27 protein-coding genes are annotated in these 24693 nt (G+C 59.4%); 14 read left to right on the top strand and 13 right to left on the bottom strand.

Annotated features, from left to right (window positions below):
* Positions 1-122 precede the first annotated feature (122 nt).
* A complete protein-coding gene (locus tag ACQY8Q_RS20515) occupies positions 123-773 on the top strand; it encodes a CatB-related O-acetyltransferase (RefSeq protein WP_428428253.1) in 651 nt (216 codons plus the stop codon).
* On the opposite strand, the gene ACQY8Q_RS20520 is transcribed toward ACQY8Q_RS20515, so the two are convergent.
* Positions 770-1513, bottom strand: a complete 744-nt coding sequence (locus ACQY8Q_RS20520; protein ID WP_428428254.1) for a metallophosphoesterase family protein — start codon at positions 1511-1513, stop codon at positions 770-772. The genes ACQY8Q_RS20515 and ACQY8Q_RS20520 overlap by 4 nt on opposite strands.
* Before the next feature lie 16 nt (positions 1514-1529).
* Positions 1530-1742, bottom strand: coding sequence for a DUF2842 domain-containing protein (locus ACQY8Q_RS20525; RefSeq protein WP_428428255.1), 213 nt, complete (start codon positions 1740-1742; stop codon positions 1530-1532).
* Between the two features lie 177 nt (positions 1743-1919).
* Between ACQY8Q_RS20525 and ACQY8Q_RS20530 the strand changes: the two genes are divergently transcribed.
* A complete protein-coding gene (locus tag ACQY8Q_RS20530; protein ID WP_428428256.1) occupies positions 1920-3023 on the top strand; it encodes a COX15/CtaA family protein in 1104 nt (367 codons plus the stop codon).
* On the opposite strand, the gene ACQY8Q_RS20535 is transcribed toward ACQY8Q_RS20530, so the two are convergent.
* The 4 genes from ACQY8Q_RS20535 to ACQY8Q_RS20550 all read right to left on the bottom strand — a co-directional run bounded on the left by ACQY8Q_RS20535 (position 3024) and on the right by ACQY8Q_RS20550 (position 6745).
* The gene (locus ACQY8Q_RS20535; protein ID WP_428428257.1) at positions 3024-3815 is read right to left on the bottom strand and encodes a sulfite exporter TauE/SafE family protein; all 792 of its coding nucleotides are present in this window, start codon (positions 3813-3815) and stop codon (positions 3024-3026) included.
* A 63-nt stretch (positions 3816-3878) separates the two neighbouring features.
* Entirely contained in the window at positions 3879-4811 is a 933-nt protein-coding gene (gene argC / locus ACQY8Q_RS20540; protein WP_428428258.1) for an N-acetyl-gamma-glutamyl-phosphate reductase, read from the bottom strand.
* Between the two features lie 93 nt (positions 4812-4904).
* The gene (gene speB, locus ACQY8Q_RS20545) at positions 4905-5861 is read right to left on the bottom strand and encodes an agmatinase (protein ID WP_428428259.1); all 957 of its coding nucleotides are present in this window, start codon (positions 5859-5861) and stop codon (positions 4905-4907) included.
* Positions 5862-5953: 92 nt separating this feature from the next.
* A complete protein-coding gene (locus tag ACQY8Q_RS20550) occupies positions 5954-6745 on the bottom strand; it encodes a phenylalanine 4-monooxygenase (RefSeq protein WP_428428260.1) in 792 nt (263 codons plus the stop codon).
* 122 nt (positions 6746-6867) lie between these two features.
* Between ACQY8Q_RS20550 and ACQY8Q_RS20555 the strand changes: the two genes are divergently transcribed.
* Positions 6868-7329 (top strand): Lrp/AsnC family transcriptional regulator, encoded by a 462-nt coding sequence (locus ACQY8Q_RS20555; RefSeq protein WP_426229968.1) that lies wholly within the window; start codon positions 6868-6870, stop codon positions 7327-7329.
* Between the two features lie 111 nt (positions 7330-7440).
* On the opposite strand, the gene rpsI is transcribed toward ACQY8Q_RS20555, so the two are convergent.
* The 3 genes from rpsI to ACQY8Q_RS20570 form a co-directional block, all read right to left on the bottom strand.
* On the bottom strand, positions 7441-7914 hold the full coding sequence (gene rpsI, locus ACQY8Q_RS20560; protein WP_060641246.1) for a 30S ribosomal protein S9: 474 nt from the start codon (positions 7912-7914) through the stop codon (positions 7441-7443).
* Between the two features lie 2 nt (positions 7915-7916).
* The gene (gene rplM / locus ACQY8Q_RS20565) at positions 7917-8381 is read right to left on the bottom strand and encodes a 50S ribosomal protein L13 (protein ID WP_060641245.1); all 465 of its coding nucleotides are present in this window, start codon (positions 8379-8381) and stop codon (positions 7917-7919) included.
* Between the two features lie 226 nt (positions 8382-8607).
* Entirely contained in the window at positions 8608-9039 is a 432-nt protein-coding gene (locus ACQY8Q_RS20570; protein ID WP_428428261.1) for a PaaI family thioesterase, read from the bottom strand.
* A gap of 164 nt (positions 9040-9203) precedes the next feature.
* Between ACQY8Q_RS20570 and ACQY8Q_RS20575 the strand changes: the two genes are divergently transcribed.
* Complete coding sequence (locus tag ACQY8Q_RS20575) at positions 9204-10031, top strand: enoyl-CoA hydratase (RefSeq protein WP_428428262.1); 828 nt, start codon at positions 9204-9206, stop codon at positions 10029-10031.
* On the opposite strand, the gene ACQY8Q_RS20580 is transcribed toward ACQY8Q_RS20575, so the two are convergent.
* The 3 genes from ACQY8Q_RS20580 to ACQY8Q_RS20590 are packed head-to-tail and all read right to left on the bottom strand — an operon-like array spanning position 10022 to position 11441.
* Positions 10022-10291: a Txe/YoeB family addiction module toxin gene (locus ACQY8Q_RS20580; protein WP_428428263.1), complete on the bottom strand. Its 270-nt coding sequence runs from the start codon at positions 10289-10291 to the stop codon at positions 10022-10024. The genes ACQY8Q_RS20575 and ACQY8Q_RS20580 overlap by 10 nt on opposite strands.
* Complete coding sequence (locus ACQY8Q_RS20585; RefSeq protein ID WP_113245990.1) at positions 10288-10554, bottom strand: type II toxin-antitoxin system prevent-host-death family antitoxin; 267 nt, start codon at positions 10552-10554, stop codon at positions 10288-10290. Before ACQY8Q_RS20585 ends, ACQY8Q_RS20580 begins: the two co-directional genes overlap by 4 nt.
* Before the next feature lie 50 nt (positions 10555-10604).
* A complete protein-coding gene (locus ACQY8Q_RS20590) occupies positions 10605-11441 on the bottom strand; it encodes an EamA family transporter (protein ID WP_428428264.1) in 837 nt (278 codons plus the stop codon).
* Between the two features lie 235 nt (positions 11442-11676).
* On the opposite strand from ACQY8Q_RS20590, the gene ACQY8Q_RS20595 reads away from it, so the two are divergent.
* From ACQY8Q_RS20595 to ACQY8Q_RS20610, 4 genes are all read left to right on the top strand, one after another.
* Positions 11677-12105 (top strand): CoA-binding protein, encoded by a 429-nt coding sequence (locus ACQY8Q_RS20595; protein ID WP_428428265.1) that lies wholly within the window; start codon positions 11677-11679, stop codon positions 12103-12105.
* A 131-nt stretch (positions 12106-12236) separates the two neighbouring features.
* Complete coding sequence (locus ACQY8Q_RS20600) at positions 12237-13517, top strand: O-acetylhomoserine aminocarboxypropyltransferase (RefSeq protein WP_428428266.1); 1281 nt, start codon at positions 12237-12239, stop codon at positions 13515-13517.
* 56 nt (positions 13518-13573) lie between these two features.
* On the top strand, positions 13574-13918 hold the full coding sequence (locus tag ACQY8Q_RS20605; protein ID WP_428428267.1) for a cupin domain-containing protein: 345 nt from the start codon (positions 13574-13576) through the stop codon (positions 13916-13918).
* Between the two features lie 70 nt (positions 13919-13988).
* Entirely contained in the window at positions 13989-14834 is an 846-nt protein-coding gene (locus ACQY8Q_RS20610) for an oxidoreductase (RefSeq protein WP_428428268.1), read from the top strand.
* A gap of 39 nt (positions 14835-14873) precedes the next feature.
* On the opposite strand, the gene ACQY8Q_RS20615 is transcribed toward ACQY8Q_RS20610, so the two are convergent.
* Entirely contained in the window at positions 14874-16121 is a 1248-nt protein-coding gene (locus ACQY8Q_RS20615; RefSeq protein ID WP_428428269.1) for a cytochrome P450, read from the bottom strand.
* Between the two features lie 217 nt (positions 16122-16338).
* On the opposite strand from ACQY8Q_RS20615, the gene ACQY8Q_RS20620 reads away from it, so the two are divergent.
* The 6 genes from ACQY8Q_RS20620 to hupB all read left to right on the top strand — a co-directional run bounded on the left by ACQY8Q_RS20620 (position 16339) and on the right by hupB (position 24638).
* On the top strand, positions 16339-17187 hold the full coding sequence (locus ACQY8Q_RS20620) for an endonuclease/exonuclease/phosphatase family protein (RefSeq protein ID WP_428428270.1): 849 nt from the start codon (positions 16339-16341) through the stop codon (positions 17185-17187).
* Between the two features lie 18 nt (positions 17188-17205).
* Positions 17206-18765: a phospholipase D family protein gene (locus tag ACQY8Q_RS20625; RefSeq protein ID WP_428428271.1), complete on the top strand. Its 1560-nt coding sequence runs from the start codon at positions 17206-17208 to the stop codon at positions 18763-18765.
* Between the two features lie 270 nt (positions 18766-19035).
* Positions 19036-19668, top strand: coding sequence for an ATP-dependent Clp endopeptidase proteolytic subunit ClpP (gene clpP / locus ACQY8Q_RS20630; RefSeq protein WP_428428272.1), 633 nt, complete (start codon positions 19036-19038; stop codon positions 19666-19668).
* A gap of 299 nt (positions 19669-19967) precedes the next feature.
* Positions 19968-21245: an ATP-dependent Clp protease ATP-binding subunit ClpX gene (gene clpX, locus ACQY8Q_RS20635; RefSeq protein WP_068953387.1), complete on the top strand. Its 1278-nt coding sequence runs from the start codon at positions 19968-19970 to the stop codon at positions 21243-21245.
* Positions 21246-21714: 469 nt separating this feature from the next.
* Positions 21715-24135, top strand: coding sequence for an endopeptidase La (lon, locus tag ACQY8Q_RS20640; protein ID WP_428428273.1), 2421 nt, complete (start codon positions 21715-21717; stop codon positions 24133-24135).
* A gap of 230 nt (positions 24136-24365) precedes the next feature.
* Positions 24366-24638 carry a DNA-binding protein HupB gene (gene hupB / locus ACQY8Q_RS20645; RefSeq protein ID WP_037107702.1) on the top strand — a complete coding sequence of 91 codons (273 nt, stop codon included), beginning with the start codon at positions 24366-24368 and terminating at the stop codon, positions 24636-24638.
* The last annotated feature ends 55 nt before the right edge of the window (positions 24639-24693 follow it).

A 24693-nucleotide genomic window follows, 5' to 3' on the forward strand; every position in this document is an offset into this window, starting at 1 on the left:
CTGTTTTCAGGGAGAGACCGATGCGCCACTGAACAAGGTCGGGACCATTCGCGGTAATCCCCACGCATTTCCGGACCGCTCTATGTCACCATAACTGTTGGACATAATGGTGGAGTATCCCCATGCCTGAACATCAAGACGTGCCGGATTCCGGTACCGTTACCCCCGTCGCCGCATTTCCGCAGATCGCCTTTCTAAAGAACATCATCCGTTCGCCGCTGATCAGCGCCGGCGATTTCAGCTATTACGACGATCCGGCAGGACCAGAGCATTTCGAGGAGAAATGCGTCCTCTACCACTATGATTTCATTGGCGACCGGTTGGATATCGGCCGGTACTGCGCGTTGGCAGAAGGCGTTGTGTTCATCATGAACGGCGCCAACCATGCCATGCAGGGTTTTTCGACCTATCCGTTCGGCATCTTTCCCGGCGCATGGCGCGACGGTTTTGATCCCACGGGTTATGCCAGCGGCTATCGTGGCGATACGACGGTCGGAAATGATGTCTGGATAGGCACCAAGGCGACGATCATGCCGGGGGTGACAATCGGCGACGGTGCCATCATCGGCGCACACGCCGTCGTTGCCAAGGATGTGCCTGCCTACAGCGTCGTCGCCGGAAACCCGGGCAGGGTGGTGAAGCGGCGGTTCAGTGATGACATCATCGAGCGCCTTCAGGCGATTGCCTGGTGGAACTGGCCGGTTGAAAAGGTCACCCGGCACATTGCTGCGATCGGCGGTGCGGATATCGAGGCGCTTGAAAACGCCGCTTAATCGCCGACCCAGCCGCTGGCGAGTGCGTTGGCCCATTCCCTGTTTCCACGCTCATGCGCAAGCCGCGACATCGCCATGTGATCGTAGGCGACGTGCCGGAAGGTTACGTCCCAATGGCCGTCCGCCTTCGAGAGGATGGCGTAGGCGGCATCGGGAGTGCCGGTTTCGACCTTGTGGAACACCGGTTCGTCGTCGTCATAGCCAGGGCAGCCGACGCTGCCGGGATTGATGACGATCCTGCCGTCGGCAAGGTGGACGGCGCGGGGAATATGGGTATGGCCGCAGAGGATGACGGGATAGTCTATGCCGGCGGCGAAACTCTCGATCCGCTGACGCGCCGACATATGGACCACGCCTTCGGTTGTCAGGTCTTCCAGCCAATATGTGAGATCGTCCTGCGGTGTACCGTGGCAGAGAAAAAGCTCCTGCCGGTGAACGAGCGCCGGGGGCAGGGTACGCAGCCAGTCGAGATGGTGCGGCTGCAACTCGTCATGGGCGGCGCGATCCCAGCGGCCCATATCGGCCGGTTCCTTCGTAATCAGCCAGCGGTCGTGGTTGCCCCGGATCGACGGGAAATTGCGCGCCATCAGGATATCGGCGGTGCGCGCAGCATTGAGCGGGCCGCTCAGGTGATCGCCAAGATTGACCACGTCGTCGATGCCCTGCGCCGCGATGTCGGCAAGTACCGCTTCAAGGGCGAGGTCATTGCCGTGGATATCGGCGATCACTGCAATTTTCATGGTGTCGTCTTTCGGCTCACCGCGACTTGGCGGGTTTTTCCATCCACTTGATGATCAGCATGGCGGGCAGAATCCACAACAGGCCGGTGAAGAAGAAATAGGCCAGATGCACCCACCACGGCGATGTGCCGAGACGGAGCGAGGCAAAGGTGGTGGCCGCCAGCGCATAGACGATGACGAGGATGATGATCAGGACGGTGCCGATCAGTTTTCTCAGGCGTACGGGCATTCAGGTCTTTCCGGTTGGCAGGTTTCGCCGGACAAATGGTCGCGACGGCATGCCGCAAAGGGGTAAGCCTTGTTTTGCATGCTGCTCTGGTGCAAATCAACGCTTTTGATGCGCAGGTCTTCAGACAAATCGCCGCCATCCGGCGATGCCTGTGTATTTCGATAGGTGGAGGCCTTGATGGCAAGCACGGATTTGGCAACGCAACAGCGACTTACGCGCGAGATCGATACGGTCAGCCGCAATCGCACCCAGATCAGGATCTGGCTCGGCATTGTCGTGCTGGTGTTGTTCGGGCTCGTCCTCGTCGGCGGCGCGACCCGGCTGACGGAATCCGGCCTGTCGATCACCCAGTGGAAACCGATCCACGGCGTCATCCCGCCGCTGAATGCTGCCGAGTGGCAGGAGGAATTCGAGCTCTACAAGCAGATCCCGCAGTATGAGCAGATCAACAGCGATATGACAGTGGAAGGGTTCAAGACCATCTTCTGGTGGGAATGGGCGCACCGGCTGCTGGCCCGCTCGATCGGTTTGATTTTCGCGCTGCCGCTGGCCTTCTTCTGGGTACGAGGCCAGATCGAGCCGCGGCTGAAACTGCCGCTGGTCGGTATTCTGGCGCTGGGCGGGTTTCAGGGTTTCATCGGTTGGTGGATGGTATCGTCCGGTCTTGCCGATCGCACGGAAGTCAGCCAGTACCGGCTGGCTACTCATCTGATCATTGCCTGTCTGATCTTCGCCTCCTGTATCTGGATCGGCAGGGGACTGGCGCCGCATGCCAACGATCCGGCGCCGACGAAAAGTTCGAAGAAGATGGCCGCGATCATCGCCTGCATGGCGCTGTTCCAGATTTATCTGGGCGCGCTGGTGGCGGGGCTCGATGCGGGCCTCTCCTACAACACCTGGCCGCTAATGGATGGTTCTTTGGTGCCATCGGACCTGTTCATCCAGCAGCCCGCCTGGCTCAACCTGTTTGAAAACCCGAAGACCGTACAGTTCGTCCACCGCATCGGCGCCTATGTGCTGTTCGCCTTCGTTCTGATGCACATGATCGCCTCGCTGCGCAACGCGCCGGATACGACGCATGCGCGCCGTTCGGTTCTGCTGTTCGTGCTGGTGACGATCCAGGCGATCATCGGCATCACCACGCTGATCCTGCAGGTGCCGGTCGGCTGGGGTGTCGCCCATCAGGGCGGCGCGCTGATTGTGCTCGGTCTCGCCGTCGCCCATTGGCGGGCGTTTATCGGTGAATATCCGCAGCCGCTGGAAATCGAAGTGCGCAGTTGATCAGCGCAACAGCCCGTCAAGGGCGGGCATGCCGAGAATGGCCGACGCACCGATCAGCACGTAGCAGATAATGCGGAACGTCGACGGTTTGGCAAAGCCGAACAGGCGCGATCCAACGTAAAGTCCGCCAGCGTAGAGCGGCAGGATGACCAGCGTCAGTGCAAAGACCTGCTCGACGAACAAGCCGCCGATCAGATAGGTGACGGCCGTCAGTGCCGATGAAATCACGAAATAGAGCATCAAGTTGGAGCGGATGACCAGCACGTCGCTGGCGCCGCTCAGCCAGTAGGCGACGACCGGTGGGCCGCCCAGCTGCGCTGCGCCGCTGAAAACTCCGGCAATGCCGCCGACACCGGCCGTCAGCGATACGCGCGGTTGCCCCTGATAGCGCCAGCCGGAGACCAGCAGGATCAGCATCAGCGCCCCAAGAACGGTGATGGCCCAGCGCAAGTACAAGGGATCGGCCAGGGCCAGAGCGGCGGTGCCGAGCGGCACGCCGATTAGGGCGCCGGATGCCATGGTGAATACCTCGCGCCGGTTGGCGGCGCGCCACGCAGCAGGCAACATGCCGGCTGCCGCGATCGTGTCGATGACAAGAAGCACAGGCGAAATGATCTTCGGCCCAAGGATGGAGCCACCGATCGGGATCAGGATGAGGGCGGCACCAAAGCCGGAAAAGCCGCGGGCAAGACCGGCGATGAAGGTGCATATAAGCAGGACATAGAGCCCGTGCTCCGGCAGAGCGGTCGCGACCCTTGCCAAAAGGGTCGCGAAGAAGCCAGTATCGCCCATGTCAGCTTATGCCTTTCCGCACGCGCGGAGCGGGGCGGCGAACGCCCTGAAGTGAGAGTGGCCTTATGCCGACAGCATGAGATCCATGTTCTGCACCGCAGCGCCCGAGGCGCCCTTGCCAAGATTGTCAAGCAGGGCGACAAGATTGACCTGATCGCCACCGTTAGCACCGAACACGAACAGCTTCATCGTGTCCTTGCCGGCAAGCTCGACGGCATCGACACGCGAAAGCTTCGCGCTGACATCAAGCGGCACGACCTCGACGATCGACTGTCCGGCATAATGGGCAACAAGTGCAGCGTGGATGGTTTCGAGCGTCGTGCCCTCCTTCAGCTGATCGAGGAACAGCGGCACCTGAACGATCATGCCCTGCGGGAAGCGGCCGACAGATGGCGAGAAGATCGGTGCACGATCGAGCATGCCGTGGGTCTGCATTTCCGGCACATGCTTGTGCTTGAGCGTCAGGCCGTAGAGGAAATTTGGCGAGTCGATGGGGTCCGGATTGGCCGGATCTTCCATCTGCGCAATCATCTGCTTGCCGCCGCCAGTATAGCCGGAGACTGCATTGACCGTGATCGGATAGCTTTGCGGCAGCATACCGGCCTGACGCAGCGGGCGGATCAGGCCGATGGCGCCGGTCGGATAACAACCGGGATTGGCAACGAGACGGGCATCGCGGATTTTTGCCGCCTGCGCCGCATCCATTTCGGCAAAGCCATAGGCCCAGTCCGGCGCAATGCGATAGGCCGTCGAGGTGTCGATGATCCGCACCTTATTGTTGCCTTCGAGCATCGAAACCGCCTGCTTGGAGGCGTCGTCGGGAAGGCAGAGGATGGCGACATCGGCGCTGTTCAAAAGATCTTCGCGAATGGCGGCATTGCGGCGTTCCGCTTCCGGAATGGACAGCAGCTCCACATCCGAACGGCCAGCCATGCGGGTGCGGATCTGCAGGCCCGTGGTGCCGTGTTCGCCATCGATGAAGATCTTCGGTTTCATGGTTTTATCCTGTCCTGCCAAGGGATTATCCGAGCGTTCGGAATCACTTTGGCATGCAATTGAATCAGTTTGACAACAGGGCGGGTTCAGTCGCTATCCGCGTCGCTCCGCCAGCTGTTCGGCATGAAGGCCGAGCATATACATCGCGATGGTGGAGCCCGCAATGGCTGTGATATCGGCGTGATCATAGGCTGGAGCCACCTCGACGACATCGGCGCCCTTGATGACCAGCGCGCCGAGCTTGCGGATCACCGACAGGATTTTCGCCGAGGACGGCCCGCCCGCAACCGGCGTGCCGGTGCCCGGCGCATAGGCGGGATCGAGGCAGTCGATATCGAAGGTGAGATAGGCCGGGCGGTCGCCGACATGATGCAGGATGACGTCGGCAATCTCGCCGGCGCTCATCTCCTCGAGATCGTAGCCATAGAGAATGCGGATGCCGCAATCGTCGGGCGCATGGGTGCGGATGCCGAGCTGGATCGAGCTTGCGGTATCGATCAGGCCTTCGCGCGCCGCACGTCCGACGAAGGAGCCATGGTCGATGCGGCCTTTCTCGTCGGCCCAGGTGTCCTGATGGGCATCGAACTGGACGAGGGCGAGGGGACCGTGCACAGCGGCGTGGGCACGCAGCAGCGGCAGGGTGACGAAGTGGTCGCCACCCAACGTCAGGAGAAAGGCGTCGCTCTTCAGGATCTTGGCGGCTTCGCGCTCGATGGTCGCCGGCGTCTTGCTGTGATTACCATAGTCGAGCAGGCAGTCGCCATAATCGATCGTCGCCATGTCCGCAAACAGGTCGCGGTCGAACGGATATTGCGGGTCATTGTCGAAGATGGTGGAGGCACGGCGGATGGCCTGCGGCCCGAAGCGGGCGCCGGGACGATTGGACGTCGCCGCATCGAACGGAATGCCCCAGACGACGGCATCGACGCCCTTCAGGCTCTTGGTGTATTTGCGCCGCATGAAAGAGAGAATACCGGCATGGGTCGGGTCGGTGGCGGCGCTCTTCAGCGATGTGGCGGTGATGGCGTGGTCTATCGTCTTGTTGGCCATGATCGGTCCCGTCTGTTGTCTGGCCAGACGTTGGACAATCGGCGGCTGGAAGGCAAGGCCCCGAATGGGAGCACTGCCGGATAATCAGATTCTCATGAGGCCTTGGCTTCGAACGCCGGGGCAAAGTCGCCCAGTGATTTGGCCTTGTCGATCATGCCGCCGATATCCTGCCCAACGATTGCTTCAAGATCGGCAAAGCTGTCGATGACATAGTAGATCGGTTGGACGATATCGATGCGGTAGGGGGTTCTGAGTACACTCATCAGGTCGAACGCCCGGAATTCGCAGGCCGTGCCGTCCGTCGCGGCCTTGGCTTCGCTGGGCGACGAGACGATACCTGCGCCAAAACAGCGGCGGCCTTGCGGCGTGTTGATCAGGCCGAATTCCACCGTGAACCAGAAGATGCGGAACAGGTGCCAGGAATAGCCTTTGCCGAGGCGGACGGCAGCTTCACCGAAATGGCGGACGAAATTGGCATAACTCTGGTTGGTGAGTAGCGGGCAATGGCCGAACACCTCATGGAACAGGTCCGGCTCCTCGATATAGTCGATATGCTCGCGGCGGCGCAGGAAGGTGGCGAGCGGAAACTTGCCCTGTGCCAGAAGTTCGTAGAAGCGCGAGGGGGGAATGAGCGCCGGAACGCCTTCGACCCCGAAACCGGTCGTCTCATGCAGGCGGCGGCCGACATCGGTTAGCTGCGGTACCTTGTCTGGCCTCAGCCCAAGGGTCTTTACCCCGTCCAAGTATTCCTGGCAGGCCATGTTGGCGAGCAGCTTCATCTGGCGCTCGTAGAGTTCGCCCCAGATGGCATCTTCCTCCGTGGTGTAGGAATAGATCCCGTCCGGGCCTGGCAGTTTGGCGGTGTAGCTGCTTTGCTTGGTCATGGCGTCGGTCCTCCCAGATGCGTGTTTCCTCGCAATTATGCTCCGGAATCGGAGGATTATTCTTTCTTTCGTGCTGGATATCTCCATAATGTTGGCAGGATTTTTCGGAGATTTCTAAAATTATGAAAGAATCTGGGAGTTTCCATCGCAAGCTTCTGCAACTCGTCCAGGCCGATGGCAGCCTGTCTCTGGCGGAGCTGGCCGAGAAGGCCGGCATGTCGCAGAGTTCGGCATGGCGCAAGATCCAGGAGCTGGAAGCCGACGGCGTCATCCGCAAGCGCGTAACGTTGCTCGATCCGGGAAAGCTTGATCTGAAACTCTGCGTCATCGCCCATGTGACGCTGGAGGATCATCACGAGGAGGCGGTAGCCTCGTTTGCGGCGGTGGTGCTGGAGCGGCCGGAAATCATGGAGTGTTACGCACTCTCCGGCGCCTTCGATTACATGCTGAAAATCCGGGCGAGCGACGTGGAAAGCTACGAGGCCTTCATGACGCGCTATCTGATGCGCAATCCGCATGTGCGCACGGTGGTGTCGAGCTTCGTGCTGCGGGAACTGAAGTTCTCGACGGAATTGCCGCTGTAACGCATGCCGCCCAAAAGTGCGCAGCGGTTTTGGGGCAACGGCATGCGCAAGCAAGGCAAAGAAAAAGGCGGGACAAAGCCCGCCTTTTTCAAATTGAGATTTTCGAAACGATTAACGCTTCGAGAACTGGAACGAACGGCGGGCCTTGGCCTTACCGTACTTCTTACGCTCGACAACGCGGCTGTCGCGGGTCAGGAAGCCACCCTTCTTCAGAACCGTGCGCAGGCCCGGTTCGAAGTAGGTCAGGGCCTTCGAGATGCCGTGACGAACGGCACCGGCCTGGCCGGAAAGACCGCCGCCTGCAACCGTTGCGTCGATGTCGAACTGACCGTCACGGGCAGCAGCGAAGATCGGCTGGCGCAGGATCATCTGCAGAACCGGACGTGCGAAGTAGGCCGCAAATTCCTTGCCGTTGACGGTGATCTTGCCGGAGCCCGGCTTGACCCAGACGCGGGCAACGGCGTTCTTGCGCTTGCCGGTCGCGTAGGAGCGGCCCTGGGCGTCGACCTTGCGGACATGAACCGGAGCCGAAGCAGTTGCTTCAGTCGCCGTGCCGAGGTCTTTCAGAGAAGAGAGATCAGCCACGATTAGGCGCTCCTTGTGTTCTTGCTGTTCAGCGCAGCGACGTCGAGCGTCACTGGCTGCTGTGCTTCATGCGGATGATTTGTGCCGGCGTAAACGCGCAGGTTCTTCATCTGGCGACGGCCAAGCGGGCCACGGGGAACCATGCGCTCGACAGCCTTTTCGAGAACGCGCTCCGGGAAGCGGCCTTCGATGATCTGGCGCGCGGTGCGCTCCTTGATGCCGCCCGGGTAACCGGTGTGCCAGTAGTACTTCTTGTCGGTGTACTTCTTGCCGGTCAGGACAGCCTTCTCAGCGTTGATCACGATGACATTGTCACCATCGTCAACGTGGGGTGTGTAGGTGACTTTATTCTTGCCGCGCAGGATGTTGGCGATAATGGAAGCGACGCGACCAACAACGAGGCCTTCGGCGTCGATGAGGATCCACTTCTTCTCCACCTCTGCAGGCTTCTGAACGAAGGTTGACATGTTAAACTCTTTCGTTTGAACCCGATGCGTTGCCGCCGGGCGTTTCTTGTTGCTTGAATTTGACAGGCATTGAGCCAGCCAAAAATGAAAGCGGCCCCAAGGGACCGCGATCTGGTGCGGCTTATACGCAAAGGATGAAATGCGGTCAAGATTGCCGATTTGGCCGGTTCGAAAAAATACCGTTATAAAACATGTGGTTAGGTGTGGGGTATTTTGATACCACAAATTATCTGGGCGGAATCGAATAGGTCGCGGTCGCATGGGCAACCAGTTCATCACTATTAAGCTCTGAAATCGCCGCATCGAGCACGGCCAGCCGTTTGCCGAGTTTGAGGATTCGGCAGGTGCATTGTAGCGGCCCAAGCTGGGGCTTTCTGAGAAAATTGATGTTGAGATTGGTGGTGACGGCCAGAGCCACCGGGCCGATATGGGCGAGCAAGGTGATGTAAGCCGTGACATCGGCTAGCGCGAACAGCGTTGGTCCGGAGACTGTGCCGCCGGGGCGCAGGTGCTTTTGCTGCGGATCGAGCCGCATCGTGGCAAAGCCCGGGCCGGTGGCGATGACCTCGAAGATCTTGCCGTCGGTATGCATCTCGGAAAAATCCGTTTCGAGAAAACGATTGAGATCGGTGACGGTGAGGATCGGTTCCAAAGGCATGGTTCACTCCCAATATGGAGGCCTTTTACCGGCCTGCGGGTCATTGGAGCAAGCCGGACGAAAGTCCTATCGATGTCAGCGGCGCTTGAAACGGTGCTTGCGGCAGCGTACCAAGCGCAGATCCGGGCAAGCCGTGACGACAGTTGAGACGAAGGAGAAGAGAGATGGCGGATATCGTGCCCCTGCACAAGGAAGAACCCCGTGGGCCGCTGCTGCGCGAGGTTTCCGGCAATGTGCTGCGCCTAACGCTCAACAATCCTCCGGCCAACGTCCTGTCGATCGCGTTGCTTGAAGCGCTGACTGCGGAGCTTGATGCTGTTGCCCAATCCGAAGACATTCGGGTTGTGATCCTGGCAGCGTCCGGCTCGCTGTTCAGTGCCGGTCATGACCTGAAAGAACTGACGTCGCATCGCACCGACAAAGACGCGGGCAAGGCCTTCTTCGAACTGTCGCTGCGGCTCTGCGCTGATCTGATGCTGAAGATCAACCAGCTGCCGCAGCCGGTCATTGCCGAAATCGACGGTCTGGCAACCGCCGCCGGCTGTCAGCTGGTGGCAAGCTGCGATCTGGCGATCTGCACCGACAGTTCGACCTTCTGCACGCCGGGCGTCAATATCGGCCTGTTCTGCTCGACGCCGATGGTCGCCGTCTCGCGTGCGGCCCATCCCAAGCAGGCGATGGAAATGCTCTTGACCGGAGAAACCATCGATGCTTCGACCGCCAAGGATTTCGGCCTGATCAACCGCATTGTGCCGAAACAATATCTGCAGCAGGTCGTCAACAAATACGCAGCCGTCATCGCCTCGAAGTCACCGCAGGCGCTCCGAATCGGCAAGCGGGCGTTCTATCAGCAGGCCGAGATGAGCATCACTGAGGCCTATGATTTTGCCACTGGGGTGATGGTGGACAATATGCTGAAGTCCGATGCGAAGGAGGGGATCGATGCGGTTCTCGGCAAGCGGACACCGGAGTGGAAGAGAGATCAGGAATAGTGGCTTCGGCAAGCCGCGATTTCAAGCGTCTGGTTTTCAGCGGCCCCTGAAACCCGGTAGACAAGCCGATGCTCCAGTGTGATCCGTCGAGACCACCAGCCCTTGAGCTCATTGCGCAGGGGCTCAGGCTTTCCGGTGCCGGAAAATGGCGTGCGCTGGCATTCCTTGAGCAGGCTCAGAGTTTTCTGCAGGGTTTTATGATCAGTCGCGATCCAATGTTGCAAGTCTTCCCAAGCATCCTGCGAAAACTGGATTTTCATTTGGCGGACAAGAGCGCATCGATATCGACTTCGATGCCTTTGCCCTCGTCAAGCTCGGCAATAGACCGCAGCAGCCGCTCCTTGTTGACGGGGTTCGATGTCAGATACATCGTCTCCTTCCAGCTTTCAAAATCGCGGAGCGACATGACGACCATCGGTTCGCGGTTCTGCCGCGTCACGATCAGTTCGTCGTGATCCTCTTCGACCCGGTCGAAGTGCTTTGCCATGTTGGCGCGAAGTTCGGATAGGCTGATGACGTTCATGGTGGATCCTCTGTACGTGATCTTGTACATACGTCATGCTCGCAAATTTTTCAAGCCAGCTTCAGCATCAGCGCCCCGAGTGCGATCAAGCAGGCGGCGGCGATGCGGAAGAGGCTGGCGCGTTCTTTCAGGAAGACGATCGAAATGACGATGGCAAACAGGATCGAGGTTTCGCGCAGGGCTGCGACCGTTGCGACCGGGGCCTTTGTCATCGCCCACAGCGCCAGCCCATAGGCGCCGATCGAGCCGCCGCCGCCGATCAGCCCGCGCCACCATTGATGGCGGACGTGGAAGAGCACAGGGGCAAAGCCGCGCTTGGAAAAAGCCCATGAAAAAAGCAGCACCGGCGGCAGTAGTGCCATCCACAGCGTATAGGAGATCGGGTTGAGTGCCACCCGGGCGCCGATCCCATCGACATAGGTATAGCTGGCGATCACAACGGCATTGGCAAGCGCCAGCAGAATGGCACGTTTGCCACCCTTGCGCGCCTCGAAAGCAAGCGTCAGCACGCCCGTCGAGATCGTCAGCACGCCAGCAATTGCCCCGCTGGAGAGATTTTCGCCGATGATCGCGCCGCTTGTCGCGGCCACCAGCAAGGGAGCAACGCCGCGCATTAGCGGATAGACAAGGCCGATATCGCCGGCGCGGTAGGCTGCGGCGACAAGCTGGAAATAGGCAAACTGAAACAGCGCCGACACCAGGATGAATGGCCAGGCATCCGGATGCGGCAAGGGCATGAAGGGCAGGAAGGGTAGGGCAACGACGGCTGCCCCGAGCGCAATCATCGCAGCATCGAGCGATTTATCCGTTCCGGCCTTGACCAGTGCATTCCAGGTCGCATGCAGAAGCGCTCCGAACAGAACGAGAGCAATGACGTCGAGAGGCACGGGAAACCTTCAGGAATGCGAGAAGACGGAGGATAGAGAGGCAAGACGGCGCAATCATCGAGTTTTGCGGTGGTAAGGCTTTAAAAGCAATGCGATTTTGACAGAAGGCCAGATTTGGTCACGCGCCAGCCGTTGTCTCCAGCAAATTTACATGCGAACCCGGAGATGCTCGGTTGACAGATAGGAATGCGGTCCCAATGATCGGCTCAACGATTATAAAGCGCGGAACTCGACGATGAATCATGATGTGTATCCGGACTATTATCTGACAGACATTCTGCGCTCGACGAAAACCATTGCCCTTGTTGGCGCATCACCCAATGCCGAGCGGCCGAGCCATCGTGTCATGGCGTTCCTGCTGCGCAAGGGCTACACGGTTTTCCCGGTCAATCCGGGCCAGGCCGGCAAGGAAATCCATGGCCAGAAGGTCTATGCGACGCTGGCCGATATTCCCGAGTCGATCGACATGGTCGACGTTTTCCGGGCCGCTGACGCGCTGCCGGCTCTTGTCGATGAAATCCTTACCCTTAAAAACCGGCCCAAATTCATCTGGGCGCAACTGGCCGTGCGCGACGACCAAGCTGCGGCAAAGGCTGAGGAAAACAGCATTCAGGTGGTAATGGACCGCTGTCCGGCGATCGAGTACCCGCGGTTGGTTGGCTGAATTTAAAGGCCATGCGTCGCCATTTTGGAATTCCTTGCTCGCCCGGCGTGCAAATCAGGCAAAACAGTCTTTGACCGCACGGTATCGCCTCTGAAATAGTGCGCCGAACTTGATCAAGGGAGGACACATCCATGACGAACAAACCCGGTTTCAACACACTCGCCGTGCACGCAGGTGCAGCACCGGACCCGACCACGGGCGCACGCGCAACGCCTATTTACCAGACGACCAGCTTCGTTTTCAACGATACCGATCACGCCGCCTCGCTGTTCGGCCTGCAGGCTTTCGGCAACATCTACACGCGAATCATGAACCCGACCCAGGCGGTTCTGGAAGAGCGCGTCGCGGCGCTCGAAGGCGGCACGGCAGCGCTGGCTGTTGCCTCCGGCCATGCGGCCCAGCTTTTGGTGTTCCACGCGATCATGAGCCCCGGCGACAATTTCCTCGCAGCCCGGCAGCTCTATGGCGGCTCGGTCAACCAGTTCGGCAATGCCTTCAAGTCGTTCGACTGGCAGGTGCGCTGGGTGGATACCAACGATATCGCCGCGTTCGAAAGCCAGATCGATGACCGCACCAAGGCGATCTTCATCGAGAGCCTTGCCAACCCGGGCGGCACGTTCGTCGATATCGCCGCCATTTCTGCTGTTGCCAAGAAACACGGCCTGCCGCTGATCGTCGACAACACGATGGCCACACCTTACCTGATCCAGCCGATCGAGCACGGTGCCGATATCATCGTGCATTCGCTGACCAAGTTCATGGGTGGCCATGGCAATTCGATGGGCGGCGTCATCGTCGATGGCGGTACGTTCGACTGGTCGAAATCCGGAAAATACCCGATCCTGTCGGAACCTCGCCCGGAATATGCCGGCATGGTACTGCACGCGACCTTCGGCAATTTTGCCTTTGCCATCGCCTGCCGGGTGCTGGGCCTGCGCGACTTCGGGCCGGCCATTTCGCCGTTCAACGCCTTCCTGCTGTTAACTGGTATCGAAACCCTGCCGCTGCGTATGCAGCGCCATTGCGACAATGCACTGGCCGTCGCCAAATGGCTCAGCAGCCATGATAAGGTTGCCTGGGTGAAGTATGCCGGTCTTGAGAGCGACGCCAACCACACGCTGCAGCAGAAATACTCCAAACGTGGTGCGGGCGCTGTCTTCACCTTCGGTCTGAAGGATGGTTACGAGGCCGGAAAGCGCTTTGTCGAGGGCCTGGAAATGGTCTCGCATCTGGCCAATATCGGCGACACCCGCTCGCTGGTCATCCACCCGGCCTCGACTACGCACCGGCAGTTGACGGCAGAGCAGCAGACGGCCGCCGGCGCTGGCCCGGAAGTCGTCCGTCTGTCGGTTGGTATCGAGGATGCCGCCGATATCATCGCCGATCTCGAACAGTCGCTGGCGAAAGCCTGATCCATCCAGAGATGGCCGGTTCGCCGGCCATCTCTTTGTCCATTGCGGAGCATGCCATGACCCACGCGCTGACATTCGATCCGACGGCACTCGAGCCCGAAGCGGGCGCCCCGGCTGAAGACCGGTTGATCTCCGGCACGCCAAAATTTCGCACCTGGAGTTTCGAGGAGGCCGAAGGCGGCATTTATGCCGGCATCTGGGAAGCGACGCCCGGCAAATGGCGCATCGTCTATGACGAATGGGAATATTTCCACATCCTGTCCGGCATCTCGATCGTCACCGAAGACGGCGGTGCCGCAACCCATCTGAAGGCCGGCGACAGCATGATCCTCAGACCCGGCTTCAAGGGAACCTGGGAAGTGATTGAAACGACTCGCAAGGACTATGTCATTCGGGTTTAGCCGTCCTATATCCGATGGAGGTTCCCTCGGGGCGGCGCTCGCCGTCTCTTCCATCATTAGGAGAAATCCAATGTCTCACGCCGATAAACCCGTCTGGTTCATCACCGGATGTTCGACCGGTTTTGGCCGGGAACTGGCACAGCAGACTTTATCGCTGGGCTATCCGACCGTCGTGACAGCCCGCAATCCGGCGCAGGTCGAAGATCTCGTCAAGGGCAACGAAGACAAGGCTCTGGCCTTGCAGCTCGACGTCACCAAGCCAGAAGAGGTCGAAGTCGCCGTCAAGGCGGCCCTTGCCCGTTTCGGCCGCATCGACGTGCTCGTCAACAATGCCGGTATCGGCTATTTCGGTTCGGTCGAGGAAAGCGAGCTGGACGAAGTCCGGCGCATGTTCGAAATCAACGTCTGGGGCCTTGCAGCGATGACCCGCGCCGTCCTGCCCGCCATGCGCAAGCAACGCTCCGGTACTGTCGTCAACATATCCTCGATCGGCGGCATTCGCGGCGGACCGGCCGTTGGCTTCTACAACGCCACCAAGTTTGCCGTCGAAGGCCTGTCGGAGGCTTTGTCGCTTGAGGCGGCGCCACTCGGCATCAAGGTTCTCCTGGTCGAACCCAGCGGCTTTAGAACTGATTGGGCCGGACGTTCGGCCAATGAGGCACCGCAGACGATCGACGACTACAGCGATACGGCCGGCAAGAATGCCTCGGTCATTCGGGAACGGAGCGGCAAGCAGGCCGGCGATCCGGAGCGCGCCGTTAAAGCTATCGTCAAGGCTGTCGAAGCCGAAAATCCGCCGCTACGCCTACTCTTGGGCAAAGCGGCGCTGGCCGGTGGCCGCGCCAAGATCGAGACGCTGCGCCGTGATTTCGAAGCCTGGGCAGACGTGACCGAGGGTGCTGATTTTCCGGAGTAAAAGGTGAGTTGGCGCGGCGTGTGAGCCGCGCCGCTTTCTCTACCATGCCAGGTCCAGCCGCTCCAGACCGTGGAAATGATAGCTGTCCTTAATCCGTGGCTCGCTTGTCATCCGCAGGCCGGGCAGCCGCTCGAACAGGATCGGCAGCGACAATTTCAGCTCCAGCCGTGCCAGCGGCGCGCCGATGCAGAAATGCACGCCGGCGCCGAAGGAAACGTGGGCGCCTTCGTTTCTTTCGGGGCGGAAGGTGAGGGGATCGGAGAATTTCTTCGGATCGACATTGGCAGCTCCGAGCAGAAGGCCGATCATATCGCCCTTTTTCAGGCTGATACCGTCTTCAAGCTCGATGTCGGACAGGGCGTAACGCTGGAAAATATGCAGCGGCGCAGCGTAGCGCATTGTTTCTTCAATGGTCCGTTCGGTCGCCGTATCGCTGGAAAACACGTCTTTTACCGAGGTGCCGGTCTCAAGCAGGGTGCGCACTGCGTTGCCAAGCTGATGCACGGTGGCTTCATGTCCGGCATTGAGCAGAAGCACTGCCGTCGAGATCAACTCGTCGTCGGATAGCCGCTCGCCGTCCTTTTCGGTGGTGATCATGTGGGTCAAAAGATCGTCGGCAGGATTTTTCCGCTTCCAGTCGATGATGCCCTTCAGATAATCGGCGAATTCGGCGGAAGCCCGGTTGGCGTCATGTTCGGTCTCGACCGTCGGATTGAACACGTACATCTTGACCATGCGGTGCGACCAGTCGAGCAGTTTTGGCGCCATGTCCAGCGGCACGCCGAGCATGCGCGCGATCACCGTCACCGGAACGATTTCAGCATAGGTCTTCAGAAGCTCGACCTGGCCATCTTTCTCGAAACCGTCGATCAGGGAATGGGAGAGTGCGGCGATCTCGGGCTTCAGCTGTTCGATCTGGCGCGAGACAAAAGCACGGTTGACCAGCGTACGCAGCCGCGTATGCGCCGGCGGCTCCACTTCCAGTAGCGAATGGGCCTCCAGCCGGTCGAAATCCGCCAGATGCGGCTTGGGCTCCGGCAAGTTCAGCTCCTCGCGGGTCGCCACATGCAGGATCTGCCGGCCGAAGCGGCGATCGCGCAGCAGGCTGTTTACCTGGTCATAACCGGCAAAATACCATTGCTGCTGCTCTTCCCAGAAGAACGACGGACATTGCGCATGCAGGGCGGCGTAGGTGGCGAGCGGGTTTTTGTAAAAGCCGGGATCGCGAACGTCGATGCTGGCGGTGCGGGTCGAAGGCGTGATGGAAATGGCTGACGGTGCGGGCATTGTGCATTCTCACTGGATGAAATGACGGACTACGCCGCTGATTTATGGTCAGTGCGGGGTATCCGACAAGGAGTTTGTCTTGCCGCTACCAGATTTCCCCACCCGGAAAATTTCTAGCTCACTTGGCGAAAAACAGGCTTATGCCGGATACTGTCTTGCCTTGCGGTGCGACATGTCTATGTCATGGATGATGAACGGCAACGACCAGAGAGAGACTATGGCTTCGTCGCATACCAGCCTGTCAAAGGGCATTCTGGCCGCAATTCGCGGTAAGCGCGTGTCGCTTGCAGGCAGGGACCCCGCAGGCGAACGCGGCGACACGGTGATCGCCTCCTACAACATCCATAAATGCGTTGGCACCGACAACCGTTTCGATCCCGGCCGCACCACCGACGTGATCAGCGAAATCGGTGCTGATATCATCGCGCTGCAGGAGGCCGATCAACGGTTTGGCGAACGGGCAGGGCTGCTCGATCTGGAACGGTTGCGCCGCGACTGTCATCTGATCGCGGTGCCGATTGCTGCCTTCTCTGCCAAGGGGCATGGCTGGCACGGCAATGTGCTTCTGTTGCGCGAAGGGGCTGTTGCCAAGGTTCATCAGTTGAAGCTGCCCGGCGTCGAGCCGCGTGGTGCACTGGTCGTCGATCTCGACCTGAAGGCCGGTCCTCTGAGAATCGTTGCCGCCCATTTCGGGCTGCTGCGGCATTCGCGCGCCCGCCAGGCGGAAGCGATCATCGCTGCCATCAGCGAGGCGGAGGAGCGGCCGACGCTGTTGATCGGCGACCTCAACGAGTGGCGCATGGGCCGCCGCTCGGCGCTGAGTTCGCTCAGCCCCATCTTCGATCACGCCGCAACGGCGGTGCCGAGTTTCCCATCGCGCTTTCCGCTTTTGGCGCTCGACCGGGTGATGGGCAGTCCGCACAATCTGGTCACAGCCGTCGAGGTGCACAACACACCACTCTCCCGCGTCGCGTCCGATCACCTGCCGATCAAGGCCTATATCGATCTCAAGGCCGCGCTTGGCGAGGGAAAACCGGTCGAGGCGGTTTCCGCTGCTCAGTCATGACCAACAGGCCGTCGTAGCATGCGCGCCCATATCGTCGCTCTGTCCGCTTCTGTGTTCGGCTTTTTGGCGCTGGTTGCCGTCTATGCCTATGGCCGTTTCGGGCGCCACCTTCAGGGATCGGCATCGACTGCCCTGCAGCCGCAGGCCGATCAGACAGAACTCGACCGGCTGGCAGCCCCTCTGTTGGACGAGCATGCCGGCCTCAACGGAATTTCGCTGATCTCGGATAATATGGTTGCCTTTGCACTCAGAGCCCTGTCGGCGCGCAGGGCAGGCCGCAGCCTCGATCTGCAATATTATTACTGGAAGAACGATCTGACCGGGCGGATGCTGATACGCGAAGTGCTGGCGGCAGCCGATCGCGGCGTCCGCGTACGGCTGCTGCTGGATGATATCAATGCCGGGCTGCACGACCGCATGTGCCTGGCGCTGGATGGCCATGCGAATATCGAGGTGCGGCTGTTCAATCCAAGCCGCGCCCGCACCGATCGGTTGAAGCGCGGCCTGGAAATGATGATGCGGCCCTTCCGCGCCACGCGGCGCATGCACAACAAGCAATGGATCGCCGATGGCCGTCTGGCGATCGCCGGTGGCCGCAATATCGGCGACGCCTATTTCGATGCGGATGAACAGTCGAATTTTCGCGACCTCGATGTCTGGATGCTGGGGCCGGTCGCCGACGATGCCGCCGTAGTCTTCGATCGCTACTGGAACAGCCCGGTGGTGGTGCCGATCGGCTTGCTGCGCACGCCGCGCGCCCATTACCTGCCGGCTTTCAGGGCGAAGCTGGAGACCATCGCGGCGACACCCGGCGGCCGGGATTATCTGGCTCATGTCAATACGATGATCCCGGACAGTGCCCTATTGCCCGCCGGTACAGTGCTGCATTGGACAAGCGCTGCCATGCTGGTGTCGGATCCGCCGGAAAAGGCATTTCTGCAGAAGCGCAACAACTGGGTCATGCGCGAACTGATGCCGGCCCTGACATCGGCGCAGCATGGTGTCCGGGTGATTTCCCCCTATTTCATCCCCGGTGCACAAGGGATCGCCGAAATCTCACGGCTGGTCCAGCGGCAGGTCAAGGTCGAGGTGCTGACCAATTCGCTGGCCGCCACGGACGTCGCAGCCGTCCACGGCGCCTACGCCAACTACCGCAAGGCGCTGCTTCGGGGCGGTGCTGTGCTGTTCGAACTGAAGGCAACGCATGAATTCGGCGACCCGCAGCGGATGTCGCTGTTCGGTTCGCGCGGCGCCAGTCTGCATACCAAGGCTTTCACGGTCGATGGAAAAACCGGCTTTGTCGGCTCGATGAATTTCGATCCCCGTTCGGCGTCTCTGAATACGGAAATGGGCGTGCTCTTTACCCACCCGGCGCTGGTCAGAGAGGTCGAGGCGATTTTCGATGCGGAAACCAGCCCGGAAAACAGCTTCCGGCTATCGCTCGACAAGGGACGCCTGCGTTGGCACGACCGCGAAGGCGATGAAGTGCGCGTCCTTCGCCGCGAACCGGAAGTCGGTTTCTGGCGCCGCCTGATCGCCGGCGTCATCGGTATTCTGCCGATCGAATCGCAACTGTGATCCGCATTTACCGATTTTTCACTCAGAATGCCCCAAAGCCTGTGTGGAAAAGCGAAAATGGCGGTTTGCACCTATCCTGACCGTTAGAACACGCTAAACGATCCTGCATACGCTGCGGTGGCAACGTTCCGGTGCGGGACGTGTATTAACGTTATGAAGACTTCGCGACTTGAAGTCGGGTACTTGGACACTCTATGTATGGACAAGAGATATTCCCGATGATTCCCGGTGTGCAAACGGTTTTGCGCACCAGATAGACAAAGGTTTGACATGAGAAATCCCGTTGATACCGCTATGGCTCTGGTGCCGATGGTCGTTGAACAGACCAATCGCGGCGAGCGCTCCTACGATATCTTTTCGCGTCTCCTGAAAGAACGCATCATCTTTTTGACGGGTCCTGTGGAAGACCAGATGGCAACGCTGATCTGCGCCCAGCTGCTGTTCCTCGAAGCTGAAAACCCGAAGAAGGAAATCGCGCTTTACATCAATTCGCCGGGTGGTGTCGTCACCGCCGGCATGGCTATCTATGACACGATGCAGTTCATCAAGCCGGCTGTCTCGACGCTGTGCATCGGTCAGGCCGCCTCGATGGGTTCGCTGCTTCTGGCCGCCGGCCACAAGGACATGCGCTTTGCGACGCCGAATGCCCGCATCATGGTTCACCAGCCGTCCGGCGGCTTCCAGGGCCAGGCATCCGACATCGAACGGCATGCCCGCGATATCCTGAAAATGAAGCGCCGCCTCAACGAAGTCTACGTCAAGCACACTGGCCGGACTTTGGAAGAGGTTGAACAGACGCTTGATCGTGACCACTTTATGACTGCGGATGAAGCGTTGAGCTGGGGTGTCGTCGATAAGGTGATCACGTCACGTGAGGCGATGGAATCCGCTGCTGAAGCGTGAATTCAAGCTTTTGTGTGCGGATAGATGCATTTGTGACACATTTGTAATAGTCATGGGGCTTTATCCGCAGGCCAAAGCCGTTAGTATCGACCGTTAATGCTATGTTGAAGTTTGAAGTCCTAGCATTCGGTATTCGGTGGGAGATTCGTTGCTGCCGGGCATCAAACATGGTTGTTTGAGGCCGGTTCGTACTCCCGAAAGCGCCGTCATTTTGCGCATGAACGCGCAAAATGTGCGGAGCGGGTTGAGTAGTCCGTTACACCTTGTCTGGGTGTCCGGCGTGCTGGAAGGAAAGTGATATGAGCAAGGTCAGCGGTAGCAACGGCGGTGACTCCAAGAATACCCTATACTGCTCCTTCTGCGGAAAGAGCCAGCACGAGGTCCGCAAGCTGATTGCCGGACCGACAGTGTTCATCTGCGATGAATGCGTCGAACTGTGCATGGACATCATCCGCGAAGAGAACAAGACTTCGATGGTCAAGTCCCGCGATGGCGTTCCGACGCCGCAGGAGATCATCAAGGTTCTCGACGAATACGTCATTGGCCAGCAACAGGCCAAGCGCATCCTGTCGGTTGCCGTCCACAATCACTACAAGCGTCTGGCGCATTCCGCGAAAGGAAGCGACATCGAGCTTGCAAAGTCGAACATCATGCTCGTCGGCCCGACCGGTTGCGGCAAGACCTATCTGGCCCAGACCTTGGCCCGCATCATCGATGTGCCGTTCACGATGGCTGATGCCACGACATTGACCGAAGCCGGTTATGTCGGCGAAGACGTCGAGAACATCATCCTGAAGCTCCTGCAGTCGGCCGACTACAATGTCGAGCGTGCGCAGCGCGGCATCGTCTATATCGACGAAGTCGACAAAATCTCGCGCAAGTCCGACAATCCGTCGATCACCAGGGACGTGTCGGGTGAGGGCGTGCAGCAGGCGCTGTTGAAGATCATGGAAGGCACGGTCGCATCCGTTCCTCCGCAGGGTGGCCGCAAGCATCCGCAGCAGGAGTTCCTGCAGGTTGACACGACCAACATCCTGTTCATCTGCGGCGGCGCCTTTGCCGGCCTCGACAAGATCATTTCGGCACGTGGCGAAAAGACCTCGATCGGCTTTGGTGCTTCGGTGAAGTCGCCGGAAGATCGCCGCGTAGGCGAAGTCCTGCGTGAGCTGGAGCCGGAAGATCTGGTCAAGTTCGGCCTCATCCCGGAATTCATTGGCCGTCTGCCCGTTCTGGCAACGCTCGAGGATCTCGACGAGCCGGCGCTGATCCAGATCCTGTCGGAACCGAAGAACGCGCTGATCAAGCAGTACCAGCGCCTGTTCGAGATGGAAGACGTGGAACTGACATTCCACGAGGATGCGCTGCGCGAAATCGCCAAGCGTGCCATCATCCGCAAGACCGGTGCCCGTGGCCTGCGCTCGATCATGGAAAAGATCCTGCTCGACACGATGTTCGAACTGCCGACGTTGGAAGGTGTGCGCGAAGTGGTCATCTCCGACGAGGTGGTCAAGGGTTCGGCCCGTCCGCTCTACATCTACTCGGAACGTTCCGAGGAGAAGGCCAACGTCTCAGCCTGATCGGATCGGCATTTTTCAAAGAGGCCCGCCATGTGCGGGCCTTTTTTATGCGGAAATGTGCCGAAAGGCTTGGTCTGCGTCTTCGGGCATCGCGCACATAAGCAATAAGTGCAGGTCAGCCCTGCATATTTTGCGGATATCCATCCGTTGAAAGCTTGACCGCTGCATGTTGCTGCTGAAGGAATAGTCGAGAGAATCAGCGATTGCTAAACGCGGACAACAACGCGATTATGTAACGATTCTGTGTCGATGTGTCCCGGCACGAAGCGTGTGCGTTCACTCCCGCGGCAAGGCCCGCAACAGTCAGATGCCGTTTACTACCCGGCTATGCCGCCTCCCAGGTCGGTAGTCGGCAAAGGGTTGAAAACAGACGTCACACACTCCACCTGACAGTGGAAAGAATGAGGACCGGAAGCGCTCTTGAACGCTTCGGGTAACGGGCCCGGAAACGGGACGGAAAGGAAATGACATGACGAGCAAAACGTCTCCGGCAATCGAGAGCGCGACCTATCCGGTGCTGCCGCTACGCGACATCGTGGTATTCCCGCATATGATCGTGCCGCTGTTTGTTGGCCGTGAAAAATCGATCCGCGCACTGGAAGAAGTCATGGGGACCGACAAGCAGATCATGCTTGCCACCCAGATCAATGCCAGCGACGATGATCCGGAACCGGCTGCGATCTACCAGATCGGCACCATCGCCAACGTGCTGCAGTTGCTGAAGCTGCCTGACGGCACTGTCAAGGTTCTGGTCGAAGGCCGTGCGCGCGCCGAGATCGACGGCTATACCGGCCGCGAAGAATTCTATGAAGCAATGGCACACCCGCTGTCCGAGCCGGAAGAAGATCCGGTCGAGGTCGAAGCGCTGAGCCGTTCGGTGGTGTCTGAATTCGAGAGCTATGTGAAGCTCAACAAGAAGATTTCGCCTGAAGTCGTCGGCGCTGCCAGCCAGATCGAGGACTACTCGAAGCTGGCCGATACCGTTGCATCACACCTCTCCATCAAGATCGTCGAAAAGCAGGAAATGCTCGAGACGACCAGCGTCAAGCTGCGCCTTGAAAAGGCGCTCGGCTTCATGGAAGGCGAGATTTCGGTTCTGCAGGTCGAAAAGCGTATCCGTTCGCGTGTTAAACGCCAGATGGAGAAGACCCAGCGCGAATATTATCTGAACGAACAGATGAAGGCGATCCAGAAGGAGCTTGGCGACGGCGAGGAAGGCCGCGACGAGATGGCCGAGCTGGAAGACCGCATCACCAAGACCAAGCTGTCCAAGGAAGCCCGTGAAAAGGCCGACGCGGAAGTCAAGAAGCTGCGCCAGATGAGCCCGATGTCGGCGGAAGCCACTGTCGTGCGCAATTACCTGGATTGGCTGCTCGGCATTCCGTGGTCGAAGAAGTCGAAGGTCAAGACGGATCTCAACCACGCCGAAAAGGTGCTGGAACTCGATCACTTCGGCCTCGACAAGGTCAAGGAACGGATCATCGAGTATCTGGCGGTCCAGGCACGTTCGCAGAAGATCAAGGGGCCGATCCTGTGCCTCGTCGGTCCTCCGGGCGTCGGTAAGACATCGCTTGCCAAGTCGATCGCCAAGGCGACCGGCCGCGAATATATCCGCATGGCACTCGGTGGTGTTCGTGACGAAGCCGAAATCCGCGGTCACCGCCGCACCTATATCGGCTCGATGCCCGGCAAGGTCATCCAGTCGATGAAGAAGGCAAAGAAGTCCAACCCGCTCTTCCTGCTCGATGAAATCGACAAGATGGGCCAGGATTTCCGTGGCGATCCGTCGTCAGCTCTCTTGGAGGTGCTGGATCCGGAACAGAACTCGACGTTCATGGACCACTATCTGGAGGTCGAATACGACCTTTCGAACGTGATGTTCATCACCACGGCGAACACGCTGAATATTCCGGCACCTTTGATGGACCGCATGGAAGTGATCCGTATCGCTGGCTACACGGAAGAAGAAAAGCTGGAAATCGCCAAGCGGCACCTGTTGCCGAAGGCGATTGCCGACCACGCGCTTCAGCCGAAGGAGTTCTCGATCACCGACGGTGCCTTGTCGGCGATCATCCAGACCTACACCCGCGAAGCCGGTGTGCGTAGCCTTGAGCGCGAGCTGATGAAGGTTGCCCGCAAGGCCGTCACGGAAATCCTGAAGGGTCGCACCGACAAGGTTGAAGTGACTGCCGAGAACATCAACGACTATCTTGGTGTTCCGCGCTATCGCCACGGCGAAGCCGAACGCACCGACCAGGTCGGTGTCGTCACCGGTCTCGCCTGGACGGAAGTCGGCGGTGAGCTTCTGACCATCGAAGGCGTCATGATGCCCGGCAAGGGCCGCATGACGGTGACCGGCAACCTGCGCGACGTGATGAAGGAATCGATTTCGGCTGCGGCATCCTATGTCCGCTCGCGCGCCATCGACTTCGGCATCGAGCCGCCGTTGTTCGACAAGAGCGATATCCATGTGCACGTGCCGGAAGGCGCGACACCGAAGGACGGTCCGTCCGCCGGTGTGGCCATGGCAACCGCGATCGTGTCGATCATGACCGGGATTGCCGTCAACAAGGACGTGGCAATGACGGGTGAAATCACCCTGCGCGGTCGTGTCCTGCCGATCGGTGGCCTGAAGGAAAAGCTGCTCGCGGCGCTTCGCGGCGGCATCAAGAAGGTGCTGATCCCGGAAGAAAACGCCAAGGATCTGGCGGATATTCCGGACAACGTGAAGAACAATATGGAGATCGTTCCGGTCTCGCATATTGGCGAGGTTCTGCAGCATGCGTTGCTCAGGGTTCCGGTCGCAATCGAATGGGATCCGGCCAAGCAGGCGGTGCCGGTTGCGGCAGCCGATCCGGCAGATGACGCCGGCGGGTTGATTGCCCACTAGGCACTTGACTTGAACCTGAAGCGGTGCGTGCCGGCAAGCAAGCACCGATTTGGAACGGAAACAGTGGAAGACCGGCATTTTTGCCGGTCTTTTTTATGTAAAACCTCTCGCAAAGCCTTGCATTCCATGGGATTCGGAGCGATTGGGTTTGCCAAGGCGGGGGTCGCGCGTATGCTGCCCTCGGCTTTAAAATTGAGTCGTTTCGAACCAGTATTGAAAGGGGTGGAAACATGAACAAGAATGAGCTCGTGTCCGCAGTTGCCGAGAAGGCCGGACTCTCGAAGACAGATGCATCTTCTGCAGTTGATGCAATCTTCGACGTTATCCAGGCAGAACTGAAGAACGGCGGCGACGTTCGCCTCGTCGGCTTCGGCAATTTCTCGGTTAGCCGCCGCGAAGCATCCAAGGGTCGTAACCCGTCCACTGGCGCAGAAGTTGATATCCCTGCCCGCAACGTGCCGAAGTTCTCGGCCGGCAAGGGTCTCAAGGACGCCGTGAACTAAGTTTCATGTTTCGTCTGCCGCACCGTGGCGAAAACGCCAACGGTTCGATAGCAGG

Origin of the sequence: Pararhizobium sp., from assembly GCF_965279435.1 — a bacterium.
GTDB lineage: Bacteria > Pseudomonadota > Alphaproteobacteria > Rhizobiales > Rhizobiaceae > Pararhizobium.